This window comes from Micromonospora sp. ATLC20, assembly GCF_057196585.1.
Genome location: NZ_JBXUOV010000044.1, coordinates 20,603 through 39,156, shown reverse-complemented (window position 1 = coordinate 39,156; position 18,554 = coordinate 20,603). Strand labels below are relative to the sequence as shown.

The following is an 18,554-nucleotide window of genomic DNA, read 5'->3' as shown; positions in this document are numbered from 1 at the left end:
CCGGGTGGTCGCCGCGTCCGGCGCCTCCGGCGCGACACGGGCCCGGCTGGCGCTGCTGCTGCCGCAGACCCCGCACCGCACCGCGTCCGAGGTGGCGCGTGCCGCCACTGACCTGCTGATCGTCGCGGTCCCGGACGACGCGCTGGCGGGCGTGGTCGCCGACCTGGCCGCGAGCGGCGCGCTGCGCCCCGGCCAGGTGGTGGCGCACACGTCCGGCGCGCACGGGCTCGCCGCGCTGGCCCCGGCCGTCGAGGCGGGCGCCCGGCCGCTCGCGCTGCACCCCGCGATGACCTTCACCGGTACGCCGGACGACCTGGCCCGCCTGCCCGGCATCTCCTACGGGGTGACCGCCCCGGCCGAGCTGCGCCCGTTCGCGGCCCGGCTGGTGGCGGACCTGGGCGGCGTACCGGAGTGGGTCGGTGAGAACGACCGGCCGCTCTACCACGCGGCGCTCGCGCACGGCGCGAACCACCTGGTGACGCTCGTCAACGAGGCCGCCGACCGGCTGCGTGACGCCGGGGTGGAGCGGCCGGAGAAGGTGCTCGCCCCGCTGCTGCGGGCCGCGCTGGAGAACGCGCTGCGGCTGGGCGACGACGCCCTCACCGGCCCGGTGTCGCGCGGTGACGCGGGCACCGTACGCCGGCATCTGGACCGGCTGGCGCGGACCGCGCCGGAATCCGTACCCGCGTATCTGGCGTTGGCACGACGGACGGCGGATCGTGCCGTCGCGGTCGGCCGCCTCCGCCCGGCGGACGCGGCCGCGCTGCGCAACGTGCTCGACGGAATCGAGGTGGCGGCCTGATGGCCGAGGTGCTGCACACGCGCAAGGAACTGGCGGCCGCGCGCGAGGCGATGGCCGGCCCGGTCGGCGTGGTGATGACCATGGGCGCGCTGCACGCCGGGCACGAGGCGCTGCTGCGGGCCGCCCGCGAGCGCGCCGGTCACGTCATCGTCACGATCTTCGTGAACCCGCTGCAGTTCGGCCCGAACGAGGACTTCGACCGCTACCCGCGCACGCTCGACTCCGACCTGGAGATCTGCCGTCGGGCCGGCGTGGACGTGGTGTTCGCGCCCTCGGTGACCGAGATGTACCCGGAGGGCCGCCCGAGCGTGCGGCTCGACCCGGGTCCGCTCGGCGAGGACCTGGAGGGCCTGAGCCGCCCCGGCTTCTTCCACGGCGTGCTCACCGTGGTCATGAAGCTGCTCCAGCTCACCCGCCCCGACCTGGCGTTCTTCGGCGAGAAGGACTACCAGCAGCTCACCCTGGTCCGCCGGATGGTCCGTGACCTCGACGTGCCGACCGAGATCGTCGGCGTGCCGACCGTACGGGAACCGGACGGGCTGGCCATGTCCAGCCGCAACCGGTACCTGTCGGCGGCCGAGCGGGAGACCGCGCTGAGCCTGTCCGCCGCGTTGCGGGCCGGCGCGACGGCGGCCGAGCGGGGTGAGGACGCGGGCGAGGTGCTGGCCGCCGCGCACCGGGCCTTCGACGCGCCGGACGCCCGCCTGGACTACCTGGTGCTCACCGACACCGAGCTGGAACCCGGCCCGGTCGCCGGCCCGGCCCGGCTGCTGATCGCGGCCTGGGTCGGCGCCACCCGCCTGATCGACAACACGGCGATCCACCTCGCGCCGCGTCCCTGAACCCCACCACGAATGCGGAAAGGCACCCCGATGCTGCGGACCATGCTCAAGTCGAAGATCCATCGGGCCACCGTGACCCAGGCCGACCTGCACTACGTCGGCTCGGTGACTGTGGACGAGGATCTGCTCGACGCGGCGGACCTGATCCCCGGCGAGCAGGTGGCGATCGTGGACATCACAAACGGCGCCCGGCTGGAGACGTACGTGATCCCGGGGCGGCGGGGCAGCGGCGTGATCGGCATCAACGGCGCCGCCGCGCACCTCGTGCACCCCGGTGACCTGGTCATCCTGATCTCGTACGGGCAGATGGACGACGCCGAGGCCCGCACGTACCGCCCGAAGGTGGTGCACGTGGACGCCGACAACAAGGTCGTCGACCTGACCGCCGACCCGACCACGGCGGCCCCCGGCACCGCCGGCGCCCCCATCCCCAACCCCCTGGCCGCCGCCCGCAGCTGACCCTCCCGGGTCGCCCCCCCTCTCGCCGTTGATCTTGCACTTTCGGCCCTCGGCGCGGGCGGTTCGCCCCTTTCGCCGGGGCAGCAAGCGCAAGATCGGCGGGGCGAGAGAGGGCGAGAGGGGGCGAGGGCGGGCCGGACGGGCGGGGAACGCGGTCTGTCACCGGAAGGTCATTTTCGGCTACCCTGGGCGGACCGTCGGGGATCGACGGTCGTCGGCTGGGGGAGGCCGCGATGCGCCGTGCGATGAGCTTCCTGGTCGCCGCGATGGTCGCGGGCGCCGCCCTGACCGGCTGTGCCGGCACCGGCGGGCTGGACGGCGACCTCACCGACGACTGGGCCGCGATGGCCGCACCCGGGCCGTTCACCCCGGCGGCCGGGGTCTGCCAGGTCGCCGACTTCACCGCGAGCGTCGGTCTGGCCGCGTACGCGCCGGTCGGCTGCGAGCTGCCGCACCGGGTGGAGACCGTGCACGTCGGTGCGTTCACCGCCGACCGGCCCACCCCGCCACCGCTCGCCTCACCCGAGCTGCGCGCCGCGTTCGCCGACTGCGACAAGCGGGCCGCCGGGTACGTGGGTGACGACTGGCGTGCCGGGCGGCTCCGGCTGGCGGTGGCGGTGCCGACCGGCCTCGGCTGGACAGCCGGCTCCCGCTGGTACCGGTGCGACCTCACCGAGCTGACCACCGTCGAGGCGGCGGCCACCGTGGTCACCCGGACGGGCAGCCTGCGTGACGCGCTCAAGACACCCTCCCCGCTGCGGCTGGGCTGCCAGCGCACCGGGCGGGACGCGGGCCGCGTGCAGCGGCTCACCCCGGTCGACTGCGCTGTCGCACACGACGCCGAGTTCGTCGGCGTGTGGGCCGCGCCGGACCGCCCGTACCCGAAGAAGCCGGAGGACTGGGTGCCGCTCTACGACGGCTGCTTCGGCGTGATCGCCCGCTACGCCGGGGTGCCCGCCGACGCGTTCCTGCGTTACCGCAGTGACGTGGTGGTCCGCCCGCCCGCCGCCGGTCGCTGGGCGGTCGGCGACCGGGGCGTGCGCTGCTACCTGTGGCTCAGCAACCGGACGGTGACCACCTCACTGAAGGGCGCCGGACCGGCCGCCCTCCCGCGCCGGACGAGGTAGCCGAGGGCACTCGTCACGCCCCCCGCGCCCGAGTCGAGTTCGCTTCGGGTTGACTGTGCTCATGGACCTACCGACCGTCGACCTGCCGGCGTTGCCCCGGCTGCTCGCCGCACCCGCCCCCGGCTGGGTGGAGACGACAGACGTGATCGTGGTCGGATCCGGCGTGGCCGGGCTGACCGCCGCGCTGCACCTGCGTGAGGCCGGCCTGCACGTCACGGTGGTCACCAAGGTCGACATGGACGAGGGCTCGACCCGCTGGGCGCAGGGCGGGATCGCCGCCGTGCTGGACCCGGCGGACACGCCGGACGCGCACGCGTACGACACGGAGGTCGCCGGCGTCGGCCTGTGCGACCCGGCGGCGGTCCGCGCACTGGTGGCCGAGGGCCCGACCCGGCTGCGCGAGCTGATGCGGATCGGGGCGGAGTTCGACCGCAACCCGGACGGTTCGCTGATGCTGACCCGGGAGGGCGGCCACCGGGCCGACCGGATCGTGCACGCGGGCGGTGACGCCACCGGCGCGGAGGTGCAGCGGGCGCTGCACGACGCGGTCCGCCGCGACCCGTGGATCCGGCTGGTCGAGCACGCGCTGGTGCTGGACCTGCTGCGCGCACCCGGCGACGGACCGGACGGGCTCGGCCCGGCCTGCGGCATCACGCTGCACGTGCTCGGTGAGGGCAGCGAGGACGGCGTCGGCGCGATCCTCGGCCGCGCGGTGGTGCTCGCCACCGGCGGCATGGGGCAGGTCTTCGCCGCCACCACGAACCCGGCGGTCTCCACCGGGGACGGCGTGGCGCTGGCGTTGCGCGCGGGCGCTGCCGTCACCGACGTGGAGTTCGTCCAGTTCCACCCGACTGCGCTCATCGTGCCGGCGGGCGGCCCGGGCGCGGGGCTGGCCCAGCAGCCGCTGGTCTCCGAGGCGCTGCGCGGCGAGGGCGCCCACCTGGTCGACGGCGACGGGAAGCGGTTCATGGTCGGCCGGCACGAACTGGCTGAGCTGGCACCCCGGGACGTGGTCGCGAAGGGCATCCACCGGGTGCTCCTCGCGTCCGGCGCGGACCACGTGTTCCTGGACGCCCGGCACCTGGGCGGCGACTTCCTGGCCCGGCGGTTCCCCACCATCGTGGCGTCCTGCCTGGCCATCGGCGTGGACCCGGCGACCGACCTGATCCCGGTCGCGCCGGCCGCGCACTACGCCTCCGGCGGCGTCCGGACCGACCTGCGAGGCCGTACCTCCATCCCCGGCCTGTACGCCTGCGGCGAGGTCGCCTGCACCGGCGTGCACGGCGCGAACCGGCTGGCCAGCAACTCGCTGCTGGAAGGGCTGGTCTTCTCCCGCCGGATCGCCGAGGACATCGCCGCCGGGCTGCCCGAGCAGGCCCGCCCGGCGGAGACCGGCGCCTGGGTGGGCGGTCCGGGCGCGCTGGTGCCGGCGTCCGGCACGGCGGAGCTGCAACGGGCGATGACGCGGGGCGCCGGCGTGCTCCGCTCGGCGGACACGCTGGAAGCCACCGCCGCCACGCTCACCGGGCTGGGCGCGGGCCGGGGCGTGCCGCGTACCGCCGACTGGGAGGCGACGAACCTGCTCACCGTGGCGTCGACGCTTGTCGCGGCCGCGTACGCGCGCCAGGAGACGCGGGGCTGCCACTGGCGGGAGGACTTCCCGACGGCAGACGAGCGGTGGCTGGGCCACCTGGTGGCCGAGGTGGGCACGGACGGCATGGTGGCCGAGCGCTGGGAGGAGAAGCACTCATGAGGGAGTCGACGGAGCGGGCGTTGCGGGACGGCGGCCTGGACCCGGAGTGGGTCCGGCACGTCGTCGTCGACACGCTGCACGAGGATCTCGGACCCGACTTCCTCGACGTGACGAGCGTGGCCACCATCCCGGACGAGCAGCACGACACGGCCGACCTGGTGGCGCGCGCCGACGGCGTGGTGGCCGGGCTGCCCGTCGCCGCCGCCGTGTTCGAGCTGGTCGGCGAGGTGACCGGCGCGGGGCGTACGGTCGAGGTCTCGCTCGTGGCTCACGACGGGCAGCGGGTCGCGCGCGGCGACGTGCTGGCCACAGTGACCGGGCCGACCCGGCTGCTGCTGACCGCCGAGCGGACGGCGCTGAACCTGCTGTCCCGCATGTCCGGGGTGGCGACGCACACCCGGGCCTGGGCCGACGCGCTGGCCGGCACGAAGGCGATGGTGCTGGACACCCGCAAGACCACGCCGGGCCTGCGGGCGCTGGAGAAGTACGCGGTCCGGGCCGGTGGCGGCACCAACAAGCGGATGGGCCTGTACGACGTCGCCATGATCAAGGACAACCACAAGGTCGCGGCGGGCGGGATCGCTGCCGCGTTCCGCCGGGTCCGGGAGGCGTTCCCCGACGTCGCGGTGCAGGTGGAGGTGGACACGCCGGCCGAGGCGGTGGAGGCGGTCGAGGCGGGCGCCCGGTTCCTGCTGCTGGACAACATGACCCCGGCGCAGCTGCGCGAGGTGGTGGCGTCGGTGGGCGACCGGGCGGAGCTGGAGGCCACCGGAGGGCTGACGCTGCCGATGGCCGCCGAGTACGGCGCGACGGGCGTCGACTTCCTCTCCGTCGGCGCGCTCACCCACTCCTCGCCGATCCTGGACATCGCCCTCGACCTGCGTGACGTCTAGGCTGCCGCTGTGCTGCTCTGCATCGACATCGGAAACACGAACACCGTGCTGGCGACCTTCGACGGCGACAAGCTGGTGCATTCGTGGCGGATCAAGACCGACGCCCGTTCCACAGCGGACGAGCTGGGCCTGATGTTCCGCGGCCTGCTCGCCGGGGACGCCGTGGAGATCACCGGCGTGGCCGCCTGCTCGACCGTGCCGGCCGCGCTGCGCTCGCTGCGCACCATGCTCGACAGGTACTACGCCGACCTGCCCAGTGTGATCGTCGAGCCGGGTGTCCGGACGGGCGTACAGCTCGCCATCGACAACCCGAAGGAGGTGGGCGCGGACCGGGTGGTGAACACGCTGGCCGCGTACACGCTCTACGGCGGGCCGTCGATCGTCGTGGACTTCGGCACCACCACCAACTTCGACCTGGTCAGCAGCCGGGGGGAGTTCCTCGGCGGTGCGTTCGCGCCCGGCATCGAGATCTCCTTCGACGCGCTCGCCGCCCGCGCCGCTCAGCTGCGCAAGGTGGAGGCGACCCGCCCGCGTTCGGTGATCGGCAAGAACACCGTCGAGTGCCTCCAGGCCGGGCTCTACTTCGGCTTCGCCGGCCAGGTGGACCGGATCGTCGAGCGGATGTCCGAGGAACTGGGCGGCGTGAAGGCGGTCATCGCCACCGGCGGCCTGGCCTCGCTGGTGCTCGGCGAGTGCCACACCATCACCCACCACGAGCCGATGATCACGTTGATCGGCCTGCGGATGGTCTACGACCGCAACGTCTGAGGTCAGCGGCGGCGGGCGCGGAGCACGAACGTGCGGTAGGGCAGCTCGACGGTCTCCCGCCCGGCCAGGTCGGGATGGGTCGCGAACAGCTCCGCCAGCTCCGCGTCGACCCGCCGCCGCTCGTCCGCGTCGGCGGTCAGCCAGAACGAGCGGGTGTGCAGCATGCCCACCACCTCGTCCGGCGTCAGCGTGGTGGCGTGCGCGAACTCGCCCACCTCGACCTCGGTGAAGGCGGCACCGAAGTCCGCGTACCGCTGGGTCACGTCGCCCGCGTTGTCGCCGAGGTGGGCGATCCGGGTCACCTCCGCCACCCAGCCGACCCGCTCGTCCCGGATGTTCCAGACCGGCGCGAACGTGCCGCCCGGGCGCAGCACGCGGGCCACCTCGGCGTGCGCCCGTTCCCTGTCGAACCAGTGGTAGGCCTGCCCGACCAGCACCGCGTCCGCCGACCCGTCCGGCAGCGGCACCGCCTCGGCGCTGCCGGCCAGCGCCGTCGCGCCGGGCGTCGCGGCGGCCAGTTGCGCCCGCATCCCCGGATCAGGTTCCACGGGTACGACCTGAGCCACCGGCCCGGTCAGCGCCAGGAGCCCGCGGGTGAGGATGCCGGTGCCGGCGCCGAGATCGACCACCCGGGCGTCGTGCAGCCCGTCCAGCGCCCAGCGCAGCGCGGCCTCCGGATAGCGGGGGCGGAACCGGTCGTAATCGGCCGCGGCGGCGCCGAACGAGAGGGCCGCAGTGGGGTCGGTCATGGCGGGCAGGTTATCCCGTAACGGCCGCCACGGCGCTTGAGTACGCTCATGTGCTGACCCCGCCGATGTCCCCAAGGCCTGAGGAAGCGTGCCGTGACCGAGCAGAACGCCCTGCCAACAGACCCCGCCGACGACCTTCCGGAGCAGATGAAGGTCCGCCGGGAGAAGCGGGACCGGATGCTCGCCGAGGGCGTCGAGCCGTACCCGGTGGGTTTCCCGCGCACCACGACGCTCGCGCGGCTGCGCGAGCGCTACGGCGACCTGCCCACCGACACCGCCACCGGCGACCGGGTCTCGGTCACCGGCCGGGTGATCTTCATCCGCAACACCGGCAAGCTCTGCTTCGCGACGCTGCGGGACGGTGACGGCACCGAGGTCCAGGCGATGCTCTCGCTGGACCGGGTCGGCGCGGAGCGGCTGGGGGACTGGAAGCGCGTGGTCGACCTCGGCGACCACGTCGGCGTGACCGGCGAGGTGATCACCAGCCGGCGCGGCGAGCTGTCCGTTCTCGCCGAGGAGTGGGCGGTGACCGCCAAGGCGCTGCGCCCGCTGCCGGTGGCGCACAAGCCGCTCAGCGAGGAGTCCCGGGTCCGCCAGCGTTACGTGGACCTGGTGGTCCGGCCGCAGGCCCGGCAGATGGTCCGTACCCGGGCCACCGCCGTCCGCAGCCTGCGCGACACCCTGCACGGGCAGGACTTCATCGAGGTCGAGACGCCGATGCTGCAACTGCTGCACGGCGGCGCGGCGGCACGCCCATTCGTGACCCACAGCAATGCGCTCGACACGGATCTGTATCTGCGAATCGCGCCGGAACTGTTTCTCAAGCGCGCGGTGGTCGGTGGCGTGGACCGCGTCTTCGAGATCAACCGCAACTTCCGTAATGAGGGCATCGACTCTTCGCACTCGCCCGAGTTCGCGATGCTGGAGGCGTACCAGGCGTACGGCGACTACCACACGATGGCGGAGCTGACCCGAAATCTCGTACAGCAGGCCGCAGTGGCGGTCGCCGGCTCGACCGTGGTGACGCACGCCGACGGCCGTGAGTTCGATCTGGGCGGCGAGTGGCGGTCGGTGTCGCTGTTCGGTGTTCTTTCCGAAGCGCTCGGTGAGGAGGTCACCGTCCGCACCGAAAGGGCACGCCTGGTCGAGTACGCGGACAAGGTCGGTCTCTCCGTCGACCCGAAGTGGGGACCGGGCAAGCTGGCCGAGGAGTTGTTCGAGGAACTGGTCGTGCCGTCGCTTCAGGCGCCGACGTTCGTCATGGACTACCCGGAGGAGACCAGCCCGCTGACCCGGGCCCACCGCAGCGAGCCGGGCCTGGCCGAGAAGTGGGACCTCTATGTGCTCGGATTCGAGCTGGGCACCGCGTACTCGGAGCTGGTCGACCCGGTCGTGCAGCGGGAGCGGCTGGTGGCCCAGGCGCAGCTCGCGGCGCGCGGGGACGACGAGGCGATGCGACTGGACGAGGATTTTCTCCGAGCGATGGAGTATGGAATGCCGCCGTCCGGTGGCATGGGAATGGGAATCGACCGGCTGCTGATGGCACTGACCGGGCTCGGAATTCGGGAAACGATCCTGTTCCCGTTGGTCCGGCCCGAGTAGACGCTCGCCCCTGCAAGCCTTCTCCGGCTCGTTACCCGGTCCTATTGACGGAACAAGCGCCGGACGGGTTATTGTGCTCGGAGTATTGCAGGAGTACAACCCTGCTCGAAAGGAATGTGGGACGTGGCCAAGCAGATCATTCACAAGCTGGTCGATGACCTGGACGGCGGGGACGCTGACGAGACCGTCAAGTTCGCGCTCGACGGTGTGCAGTACGAGATCGACCTCTCCGCATCCAACGCCGGTAAATTGCGCGACGTATTCGCGCCGTACATCGCGAACGGAACGAAGGTCGGTCGCGGGGGTGTGGTCGTGGGTGGCCGGGCCGCTCGGGGCCGGGGCGGCGCGACCGCCGACCGCGAGCAGAACCGGGCCATCCGCGAATGGGCCAAGAAGGCCGGCAAGGACATCTCCGACCGGGGCCGGATCCCGCAGGAGATCGTGGACGAGTACCACGCGAAGGCGGGGCACTGACCCCACCCTCGTCACGGGCGACGCGACGCCGGACCGGAGTGCGACTCCGGGCCGGCGTCGCCGTTTCCGGTCCGCTGTCACGGCTGCGCCACCGCGTCCCGGTCCTGTCGCCCGGTGCCGGATGTCCGGTCCGGCCCACCGTGCCGCGCTCGGTCGCGGCGGCCGGGAAGAAAACCCCGCCGGGGACGGTTGTCCACAGGCGGTGGAGACTTCATCCACAGGCTGTGGACGACCCGGCGGACGCATCGGTTGCCGCCTCCGGTCCACTCGACCGGCCGTTCGGGTGCCGGTCGAATTTCGCTCTGCGCGTACAGGCAGGGGCCCCGGAACACCTCCTGAGCGTGGACGGTTGTCAGAAACGACGTCGGAACGGTCATTCGCGAGGGCACACGACCTCAGCGGAGACGGTCCGCGGCGATAGAGTAAGGAGGCACGGACGCCCGTCCCGGACGTCCGCGCACCGGCCCCGCCGAGATCTGACCATCAAGGCGCACGGCACGTGAGGAGCACGAGGGCATGTTCGAGCGGTTCACCGACCGAGCGCGACGGGTTGTCGTCCTGGCCCAAGAAGAGGCCCGGATGCTCAACCACAACTACATCGGTACGGAACACATCCTGCTGGGCCTGATCCATGAGGGTGAGGGTGTCGCGGCAAAGGCCCTGGAGAGCCTCGGCATCTCCCTGGAGGGCGTGCGTCAGCAGGTCGAGGAGATCATCGGCCAGGGCCAGCAGGCGCCGAGCGGGCACATCCCGTTCACGCCGCGGGCCAAGAAGGTGCTGGAGCTGTCGCTGCGCGAGGCGCTGCAGCTCGGCCACAACTACATCGGCACCGAGCACATCCTGCTCGGCCTGATCCGCGAGGGCGAGGGCGTCGCCGCCCAGGTCCTGGTGAAGCTGGGCGCCGACCTGAACCGGGTCCGCCAGCAGGTCATCCAGCTGCTCTCCGGCTACCAGGGCAAGGAGCCGGCCGCCGCCGGTGCCGCGCCGGGTGAGGCCGCGCCGTCGACCAGCCTCGTGCTGGACCAGTTCGGCCGCAACCTGACCCAGGCCGCCCGCGAGGGCAAGCTCGACCCGGTCATCGGGCGCGAGAAGGAGATCGAGCGGGTCATGCAGGTGCTGTCCCGCCGCACCAAGAACAACCCGGTGCTGATCGGCGAGCCCGGCGTCGGCAAGACCGCCGTGGTGGAGGGCCTGTCCCAGAAGATCATCAAGGGCGAGGTGCCCGAGACGCTGAAGGACAAGCAGCTCTACACGCTCGACCTCGGTGCCCTGGTCGCCGGTTCCCGCTACCGCGGTGACTTCGAGGAGCGCCTGAAGAAGGTGCTCAAGGAGATCCGCACCCGCGGCGACATCATCCTGTTCATCGACGAGATCCACACGCTCGTCGGTGCGGGCGCGGCCGAGGGCGCGATCGACGCCGCCAGCATCCTCAAGCCGATGCTGGCCCGTGGTGAGCTGCAGACCATCGGCGCCACCACGCTCGACGAGTACCGCAAGCACCTGGAGAAGGACGCCGCTCTGGAGCGTCGTTTCCAGCCGATCCAGGTGGGTGAGCCGTCGCTGGCCCACACCATCGAGATCCTCAAGGGCCTGCGGGACCGCTACGAGGCGCACCACCGCGTCTCCATCACCGACGCCGCCCTGGTCGCCGCCGCGACGCTCGCCGACCGGTACATCTCCGACCGGTTCCTGCCGGACAAGGCGATCGACCTGATCGACGAGGCGGGCGCCCGGATGCGGATCCGCCGGATGACCGCGCCGCCGGACCTGCGCGACTTCGACGAGCGCATCGCCCAGGTGCGCCGCGACAAGGAGTCCGCGATCGACGCGCAGGACTTCGAGCGGGCCGCGCAGCTGCGCGACACCGAGAAGCAGCTGCTGGGCCAGAAGGCGCAGCGGGAGAAGGAGTGGAAGGCCGGTGACCTGGACGTCGTCAGCGAGGTCGACGACGAGCAGATCGCCGAGGTGCTCGGCAACTGGACCGGCATCCCGGTCTACAAGCTGACCGAGGAGGAGACCTCGCGCCTGCTGCGCATGGAGGACGAGCTGCACAAGCGCGTCATCGGCCAGGAGGACGCGGTCAAGGCGGTCTCGAAGGCGATCCGGCGTACCCGGGCCGGCCTGAAGGACCCGAAGCGCCCGTCCGGCTCGTTCATCTTCGCCGGCCCGTCCGGCGTCGGTAAGACCGAGCTGTCCAAGGCGCTCGCCGAGTTCCTGTTCGGCAGCGAGGACGCCCTCATCCAGCTCGACATGTCGGAGTTCCACGACCGGTACACGGTGTCCCGGCTCGTCGGTGCCCCTCCCGGCTACGTCGGCTACGACGAGGGCGGGCAGCTGACCGAGAAGGTGCGTCGCCGGCCGTTCTCGGTGGTCCTCTTCGACGAGATCGAGAAGGCCCACCCGGACGTGTTCAACACGCTCCTCCAGATCCTGGAGGACGGGCGCCTCACCGACGGCCAGGGCCGGATCGTGGACTTCAAGAACACGGTCATCATCCTGACCACCAACCTCGGTACGCGCGACGTCGCCAAGGCGGTGTCGCTGGGCTTCCAGGCCTCTGAGGACTCCGAGTCGAACTACGACCGGATGAAGCAGAAGGTCAACGACGAGCTCAAGCAGCACTTCCGGCCCGAGTTCCTGAACCGGATCGACGACACCATCGTCTTCCACCAGCTGCGCGAGACCGAGATCCTCTCGATCGTCGACATCATGATCCAGCGCATCGAGACCCAGCTGCGCAACAAGGACATGGGCCTGGAGCTGACCGACAACGCGAAGAAGTACCTCGCGAAGAAGGGCTTCGACCCGGTGCTGGGCGCGCGGCCGCTGCGTCGCACGATCCAGCGCGACATCGAGGACAACCTGTCCGAGCGGATCCTGTTCAACGAGCTGACCCCGGGTCAGATCGTGGTCGTGGACTGCGAGGGCGACCCGGAGAACATCGACAAGTCCAAGCTCGTCTTCCGGGGCGCGGACCGGCCGGACGCCGTGCCGGACGCGGTCCCGGCGGACCTCGGCGGCACCGCCGCCACGGGCGCTGACGACGCCGCGTAAGTCCGCACAGTTCGAGGGCGACGGCCCCGGTAGGCGAAAGCCACCGGGGCCGTCGCCTTCCCCACGCCCACCCACGCCCACCCACGCTTACCCACGCGCCCTCCTCGCCCTCCCCGCCCGCCCTTGCCGTGGTCGATCATGAGGTTGACCGCACTTGGCGCCCCATTTGTCGCCGCCAACTTCATGATCAACGGGGCGAGCCGAGGGCGGGCGGAGGCGGGGTCGGGGTGGGGTGGGGGCCGTCAGGGGAGGGGGACGGCGGGGCCGTCGCCGGCCAGGCGGAAGAACGCCTCGCCCACCGGTTCCACCAGGCCGTCGGTGACCAGGCCGGCCAGCGCTCGCGCCCGCTGCACGTCGTCGTGCCACACCTGATCCAGCCGCTGGTGCGGCACCGGGCCGGTGGACTCCCGCAGCACCGCGAGCAGCAGTCCGCGTACCTGCCGGTCGGTGCCGGCATAGCGCTGCGTCCGGCGGGTCGGTCCCTCAGGCGCGGCCTGCCCGGAGGCCCGCCAGGCGCAGCTCGACTCGACCGGGCAGATCGCGCAGCGTGGCGCGCGGGCGGTGCAGACGACGGCGCCGAGTTCCATGAACGCGGCGCTGGCGAGCGCGGCGGCGGCCGGCTCGGGCGGCAGCAGTTCCTCGGTGGCGACCAGGTCGGCCGGGCGGGTGGTGGGGCCGGCGTCGGGTTCACCGGCGATCGCCCGGCACACCACGCGCCGGACGTTGGTGTCGACCACCGGGTGCCGCTGCCCGTACGCGAACGCGGCGACCGCGCGGGCCGTGTACGTGCCGACGCCGGGTAGCGCCAGCAACTGGTCGAGCCGGTCGGGCACCACGCCGCCGTGGCGTTCCACGATCGCCACCGCGCACTCGCGCAGGCGTACCGCCCGGCGGGGGTAGCCGAGCCGTCCCCACATCCGGATCGCCTCGGCCGGGGTGTCCTCGGCGAGCGCGCGTGGTTCGGGCCAGCGGGCCAGCCACGCCTCCCAGGCGGGCACCACCCGGACCACAGGGGTCTGCTGGAGCATGACCTCGCTGACCAGGATCGCCCAGGCACCGATGCCGGGCTTGCGCCAGGGCAGGTCGCGGGCGTTGCGCTCGTACCACCGGCTGACCTGGGTGGCGAATGTGGGATCGGACATCGCGCCGCCGATCATGTCACGGCTGTCTTTCCCGCAGGTTGGGCGGGCCGGGTGGCCGGTCGCGATCGATCATGGACGACGGGGCAGAATGTCCGAATGAACGAGCTCGCGATCACCGTCATCGGCCGGGACCGGCCGGGCATCGTGGCCGACGTCGCGGAGGTCCTCGCCCGCCTCGGCGCGAACCTCACCGACTCCACGATGACCCGGCTGCGTGGACACTTCGCGATGACCCTGATCTGCGTGGGCCCGGCCGCCGCCGACGTCGAGGCCGAGCTGGCCCCGCTCGCTGCCGACGGGCACCTGCTGGCGACCGTACGCGCGGTCACGCCCGACGGCGGCAGCGAGCCCACCGGGGAGCCGTACGTGCTCGCGGTGCACGGCGCCGACCGGATGGGCATCGTCGCGGCCATGACCCGGGTGCTGACCGACGCGGGCGGGAACGTGACCGACCTGAGCACCCGGCTGACCGGTTCGCTGTACGTGGTGGTCGCCGAGGTCGAGTTGCCGCCGGGCGTGTCGGACGAGGTGGCCGGCCGGCTCACCCGCGTCGCCGCGGAGCTGGGTGTGGGGGTCAGCCTCCGCCCGGCGGACACGGATCTGCTGTGACCGGGCCGGAGTACGCGGGCCTGGGCGGCTGGACCCCGGAGAAGCTCGGCGTCCCCGGTGCGGTACGCCCGGTGGTCACCGCCCCGGAGCCGGTGCTGAGCCAACCTGGTCCGGAGGTCGACCCGACGTCTGCCGAGGTGGTGCGGCTCGCCGCCGACCTGGTGGCCACGATGCGCGTCTCGCCCGGTTGCGTGGGCCTGGCTGCGCCGCAGGTCGGGGTGAGCGCGCAGGTGTTCGCGGTGGACGTGACGGGGCATCCGAAGGCGGTCACCGTGCACGGCACGTTCGTGCTCTGCAACGCCCGCGTGGTCGAGGCGTCCCGGTGGAAGGCCGGCCGGGAGGGCTGCATGTCGGTGCCGGACCTGACCGGCGACGTGAAGCGGGCCAGCCGGCTGGTGGTCGAGGGCGCGCTTCCCGGCAGCGGCGAGCCGGTCCGGCTGGTGACCGACGGCTTCGAGGCGCGGGCGCTCCAGCACGAGATCGACCACTGCGCCGGGCTGCTCTTCCTCGACCGGGTGGCCGGCGCGCACGCGATCTACCAGCGCAAGGTCTACCTCTGACGGTGGCCGTCGGAATCCAGTGTGGACGAGCGTGGCCGTACGGCGGCGGGTCCTCGGCGCGTCGGACCGGCGAGCCGTGCGCCGCGCGGCTACGGTAGGCGCATCATGCGTCTGACGGTCGGCCCCCTGCCCCCTGCCGTGTACTGGCGGCGTCGTGCCGTCGTGCTCGGAGCGGGGCTGCTCTTCCTGATTGTCCTGTTGTATTCCTGCACCGGTACGGACCGCAACACCGGCGCTCCGGGCACGGACCCGTCCCCGAGCGGCTCCGCCGGCGCTCAGCCCGACCCGTCCGGCTCGGTGCTGACCCCGCAGTCGGGCAACCCGTCACCGACACCGGGTGAGGCCGGCGGCGGTGGCGCGAACAACGGCGGCGGAAACACCGGCGGCGACGGCGGGAACACCGGCGGGGGCGCGAACAACGGGGGCGGCACCGGCAACGGCGGCGCTACCGGTCAGCCGGTCTCCGACGACGGCACCTGCACCGACTCCGAGCTGCTGGTGACCCCGGTGGCGGTTCCTGCCACCGCCCAGCGGGGCACTGTGGTCACGCTGCGCCTCAAGGTCAAGAACGTGTCGAACCGTACGTGCAGCCGGGACGTCGGCGCCGACCTCCAGGAGCTGTACGTCAAGTCGGGCGCGGAGAAGATCTGGTCGTCGGACACCTGCGGCACCGGCAAGGGCTCGGACGTTCAGTCGTTCACGCCGAACTTCGAGCGCTCCTACGAGCTGGGCTGGAACGGCCGGCTGGACAACAAGTGCGCGAACGGGCTGGCGAGCGGTGAGTTCGCCGCGATCGGCGCGTACCAGGTGTTCGCCCGGGTCGGCACCAAGATCAGCGAGCCGGTGAAGCTGACCGTCACCGGCTGAGCGGTCGGTCAGACGTACCGTTCGAGGATGCTGGCCTCGGCGAGCCGGGACAGGCCCTCGCGGACGCCGCGGGCGCGGGCGTCGCCCACGCCCTCGACCGCCTGGAGGTCTTCCACGGTCGCGCCGAGCAGCCGCTGGAGGCTGCCGAAGTGCACCACCAGCCGGTCGACCACGGCGACCGGCAGCCGGGGCACCTTCGCCAGCAGGCGGAACCCGCGCGGGCTGACCGCGGCGTCGAGCGCGTCGGAGGCGGACGGGTAGCCGATCGCCTTCGCCACCGCCACGAGGTCGATGAGCTCGGTGGCGCTGAGCAGGTCGAGTTCGACGAGCGCCTCGTCGAGCGTGCGCGACTTGCGGCCGGTCGGCAGGTAGTCGCGGATGACGAGGGTGCGGTCGGCGTCCACGCCGGCCATCAGCTCGTCGAGCTGAAGGGCCAGCAGACGGCCGTCGGTGCCCAGCTCCACCACGTAGCCGGCGATCTCGTCGGCGATCCGCCGGACCATCTCCAGCCGCTGCACCACAGCCACCGCGTCGCGGACGGTGACCAGATCCTCGATCTCCAGCGCGGAGAGCGTGCCGGAGACCTCGTCCAGCCGCAGCTTGTAGCGCTCCAGCGTGGCGAGCGCCTGGTTGGCGCGGGACAGGATGGCCGCCGAGTCGTCCAGCACGTGCCGCTGGCCGTTGACGTAGAGGCTGATGATCCGCATCGACTGGCTGACCGAGATGACCGGATAGCCGGTCTGCCGGGCCACCCGCTCGGCGGTGCGGTGCCGGGTGCCGGACTCCTCGGTGGGGATGGACGGGTCGGGCATCAGGTGTGCGCCGGCCTGCACGATCCGGGTGCCGTCGCTGGACAGCACCACCGCGCCGTCCATCTTGCACAGCTCCCGGACCCGGGTGGCGGAGAACTCCACGTCCATCGGGAAGCCGCCGGTGCAGATCTGCTCGACCACCTTGTCGTAGCCGAGCACGATCAGCGCGCCGGTGCGGCCGCGCAGGATCCGTTCCAGGCCGTCCCGCAGGGCGGTGCCCGGAGCCATCAGGGCGAGGTTGGCGCGCAGCGGATCGGCGCCGGCCCCGGTGCCGACGCTTCCGTTGACGCTCACGCTGATGGCACGAGCGGGGTTGCCGGTCACGGCGCCGGTACGGGCGTGCGGCGTCGCCGTTGCGGGCTTGGTGGCATCGCGGTCGATCGGCACGGGCACAGTCTACGGACTGCCATGCGGTGGGTGCTCTCGTGGTTACTGTGATGTGTCACGATGCCCGGCTCGGGCGGGTCGGTGCGGCCTGCGTGGCCTGCCCGGAAACGCCCACCGTGTCACTCCGCCGACGCGCGTGCGGCCGCCTGGAGGGCGGCCCGCACGTCGGTGACCTCGATCACCCGCATGTTCTCCGGCCCGGCGCCGCTGCTCTCGGGCCCGCACCCGGGCGGCACGAGGGCCAGCCGGAAGCCGAGCCGGGCGGCCTCGGCCAGTCGGCGGGGCACCGCGCCGACCCGGCGGACCTCACCGGTCAGGCCCACCTCGCCGATCGCCACCAGGTGCGGGTTGAGCGCCAGGTTGAGCCCGCCGGAGGCGACAGCGAGCGCCACCGCCAGGTCGGCTGCCGGCTCCACCACCCGGATGCCGCCGACGGTGGCGGCGAAGACCTCCCGGTCGTGCAGCGTGAGCCGCTCGGTGCGGCGCTGGAGCACCGCGAGGACCATCGCGAGCCGGGCGCTGTCGAGGCCGGAGACGGTACGCCGCGGCGAGCCGGCGACGGTGGCGCCGATCAGTGCCTGCACCTCGGTCACCAGCGCCCGGCGCCCCTCCATCGCCACCGTCACGCAGGTGCCCGGCACCGGTTCGGAGTAGCGGGTCAGGAACAGGCCGGACGGGTCGGCCAGGCTGCTGATGCCGCCCTCGTGCATCTCGAAGCAGCCCACCTCGTCGGCCGCGCCGAAGCGGTTCTTCACGCCGCGCACCATGCGCAGCGAGGAGTGCTTGTCGCCCTCGAAGTGCAGCACCACGTCGACCAGGTGCTCCAGCACCCGGGGGCCGGCCACCTGGCCGTCCTTGGTGACGTGCCCGACCAGCACGGTGGCGATGCCGCGCTCCTTGGCGACCGCGACGAGGGCGGCGGTGACCGCGCGGACCTGGGTGACGCCGCCGGGCACGCCCTCGGTGCCGGTGGTCGAGATGGTCTGCACCGAGTCGAGCACCAGCAGGCCCGGCTTGACCGCGTCGAGGTGGCCGAGCACCGCCGACAGGTCGCTCTCGGCGGCCAGGTAGAGCTGGTCGTGCAGGGCGCCCATCCGCTCGGCGCGCAGCCGCACCTGGCTGACCGACTCCTCGCCGCTGACCACCAGCGACGGGCTGCCGGCCCCGGCCGCCCACTGCTGGGCCACGTCGAGCAGCAGCGTCGACTTGCCCACGCCGGGCTCACCGGCGAGCAGCACCACCGCGCCGGGGACCAGCCCGCCGCCGAGCACCCGGTCGAGCTCGCTCACGCCGGTGGGACGCGCACGGGCGGGCGCGGCGCTGATCGTGGCGATCGGCCGGGCCGGCTCGGCCGGCATCCGCGAGCTGACCACCCGGCCGGAGACCAGCGGGCCGGTGACGGTGCACTCGACCACCGAGCCCCATTCGCCGCACTCGGGGCACCGGCCCACCCACTTCGGGGGCTGGTGGCCGCAGGCGTCGCACTCGTAGGCCGGTCGGGGTTCGCGGGTCGCGGCGCGACCGCGGCCGGCGCCGGCACGGGAGGGGGTCGATCGGGGCGAGGTCACCACCGGACGCTAACCGGCCCGTACGACGAAAGCCCACCCGAAACGGCGACACCGCCGGCGTGGCGCTGGCCACGGCGGCGGTGCCG

At 72.8% G+C, this 18,554-nt stretch carries 17 protein-coding genes; 13 read left to right on the top strand and 4 right to left on the bottom strand.

What is annotated here, in order from left to right; all coding sequences use genetic code 11:
• The 7 genes from AC2CHG_RS12605 to AC2CHG_RS12575 form a co-directional block, all read left to right on the top strand.
• The coding region (locus AC2CHG_RS12605) for a Rossmann-like and DUF2520 domain-containing protein (RefSeq protein ID WP_484524787.1) at positions 1-802 on the top strand (802 nt) is incomplete at its 5' end.
• The gene (gene panC / locus AC2CHG_RS12600) at positions 802-1,644 is read left to right on the top strand and encodes a pantoate--beta-alanine ligase (protein ID WP_355511604.1); all 843 of its coding nucleotides are present in this window, start codon (positions 802-804) and stop codon (positions 1,642-1,644) included. The genes AC2CHG_RS12605 and panC, both read left to right, overlap by 1 nt.
• A gap of 30 nt (positions 1,645-1,674) precedes the next feature.
• Positions 1,675-2,103 carry an aspartate 1-decarboxylase gene (gene panD, locus AC2CHG_RS12595; protein ID WP_262013392.1) on the top strand — a complete coding sequence of 143 codons (429 nt, stop codon included), beginning with the start codon at positions 1,675-1,677 and terminating at the stop codon, positions 2,101-2,103.
• A 233-nt stretch (positions 2,104-2,336) separates the two neighbouring features.
• The gene (locus AC2CHG_RS12590; protein WP_484524786.1) at positions 2,337-3,230 is read left to right on the top strand and encodes a septum formation family protein; all 894 of its coding nucleotides are present in this window, start codon (positions 2,337-2,339) and stop codon (positions 3,228-3,230) included.
• Positions 3,231-3,291: 61 nt separating this feature from the next.
• On the top strand, positions 3,292-4,983 hold the full coding sequence (locus AC2CHG_RS12585) for an L-aspartate oxidase (RefSeq protein WP_484524785.1): 1,692 nt from the start codon (positions 3,292-3,294) through the stop codon (positions 4,981-4,983).
• The gene (gene nadC / locus AC2CHG_RS12580) at positions 4,980-5,876 is read left to right on the top strand and encodes a carboxylating nicotinate-nucleotide diphosphorylase (RefSeq protein ID WP_355511610.1); all 897 of its coding nucleotides are present in this window, start codon (positions 4,980-4,982) and stop codon (positions 5,874-5,876) included. Before AC2CHG_RS12585 ends, nadC begins: the two co-directional genes overlap by 4 nt.
• Before the next feature lie 9 nt (positions 5,877-5,885).
• Positions 5,886-6,644 carry a type III pantothenate kinase gene (locus tag AC2CHG_RS12575; protein ID WP_013288955.1) on the top strand — a complete coding sequence of 253 codons (759 nt, stop codon included), beginning with the start codon at positions 5,886-5,888 and terminating at the stop codon, positions 6,642-6,644.
• 2 nt (positions 6,645-6,646) lie between these two features.
• Here the strand turns inward: AC2CHG_RS12575 and AC2CHG_RS12570 are convergent, their stop codons facing one another.
• Entirely contained in the window at positions 6,647-7,393 is a 747-nt protein-coding gene (locus tag AC2CHG_RS12570) for a class I SAM-dependent methyltransferase (protein ID WP_484524784.1), read from the bottom strand.
• 93 nt (positions 7,394-7,486) lie between these two features.
• Between AC2CHG_RS12570 and lysS the strand changes: the two genes are divergently transcribed.
• The 3 genes from lysS (at position 7,487) to AC2CHG_RS12555 (ending at position 12,523) form a co-directional block, all read left to right on the top strand.
• Positions 7,487-8,995, top strand: coding sequence for a lysine--tRNA ligase (gene lysS, locus AC2CHG_RS12565; protein WP_484524783.1), 1,509 nt, complete (start codon positions 7,487-7,489; stop codon positions 8,993-8,995).
• Between the two features lie 123 nt (positions 8,996-9,118).
• Positions 9,119-9,469, top strand: coding sequence for a histone-like nucleoid-structuring protein Lsr2 (locus AC2CHG_RS12560; RefSeq protein WP_013288952.1), 351 nt, complete (start codon positions 9,119-9,121; stop codon positions 9,467-9,469).
• A 516-nt stretch (positions 9,470-9,985) separates the two neighbouring features.
• A complete protein-coding gene (locus AC2CHG_RS12555) occupies positions 9,986-12,523 on the top strand; it encodes an ATP-dependent Clp protease ATP-binding subunit (protein ID WP_064446770.1) in 2,538 nt (845 codons plus the stop codon).
• Positions 12,524-12,765: 242 nt separating this feature from the next.
• Here the strand turns inward: AC2CHG_RS12555 and AC2CHG_RS12550 are convergent, their stop codons facing one another.
• Entirely contained in the window at positions 12,766-13,665 is a 900-nt protein-coding gene (locus AC2CHG_RS12550; protein ID WP_484524782.1) for an HhH-GPD family protein, read from the bottom strand.
• A gap of 96 nt (positions 13,666-13,761) precedes the next feature.
• Between AC2CHG_RS12550 and AC2CHG_RS12545 the strand changes: the two genes are divergently transcribed.
• The 3 genes from AC2CHG_RS12545 (at position 13,762) to AC2CHG_RS12535 (ending at position 15,701) form a co-directional block, all read left to right on the top strand.
• A complete protein-coding gene (locus AC2CHG_RS12545) occupies positions 13,762-14,274 on the top strand; it encodes a glycine cleavage system transcriptional repressor (RefSeq protein WP_262013385.1) in 513 nt (170 codons plus the stop codon).
• Positions 14,271-14,834: a peptide deformylase gene (locus tag AC2CHG_RS12540; protein WP_269703668.1), complete on the top strand. Its 564-nt coding sequence runs from the start codon at positions 14,271-14,273 to the stop codon at positions 14,832-14,834. Before AC2CHG_RS12545 ends, AC2CHG_RS12540 begins: the two co-directional genes overlap by 4 nt.
• A 105-nt stretch (positions 14,835-14,939) precedes the next feature.
• Positions 14,940-15,701 carry a hypothetical protein gene (locus AC2CHG_RS12535; protein WP_484524781.1) on the top strand — a complete coding sequence of 254 codons (762 nt, stop codon included), beginning with the start codon at positions 14,940-14,942 and terminating at the stop codon, positions 15,699-15,701.
• Between the two features lie 8 nt (positions 15,702-15,709).
• On the opposite strand, the gene disA is transcribed toward AC2CHG_RS12535, so the two are convergent.
• Positions 15,710-16,900 carry a DNA integrity scanning diadenylate cyclase DisA gene (gene disA / locus AC2CHG_RS12530; RefSeq protein WP_262013383.1) on the bottom strand — a complete coding sequence of 397 codons (1,191 nt, stop codon included), beginning with the start codon at positions 16,898-16,900 and terminating at the stop codon, positions 15,710-15,712.
• Between the two features lie 119 nt (positions 16,901-17,019).
• Positions 17,020-18,471: a DNA repair protein RadA gene (gene radA / locus AC2CHG_RS12525; protein WP_370584979.1), complete on the bottom strand. Its 1,452-nt coding sequence runs from the start codon at positions 18,469-18,471 to the stop codon at positions 17,020-17,022.
• Between the last annotated feature and the right edge of the window lie 83 nt (positions 18,472-18,554).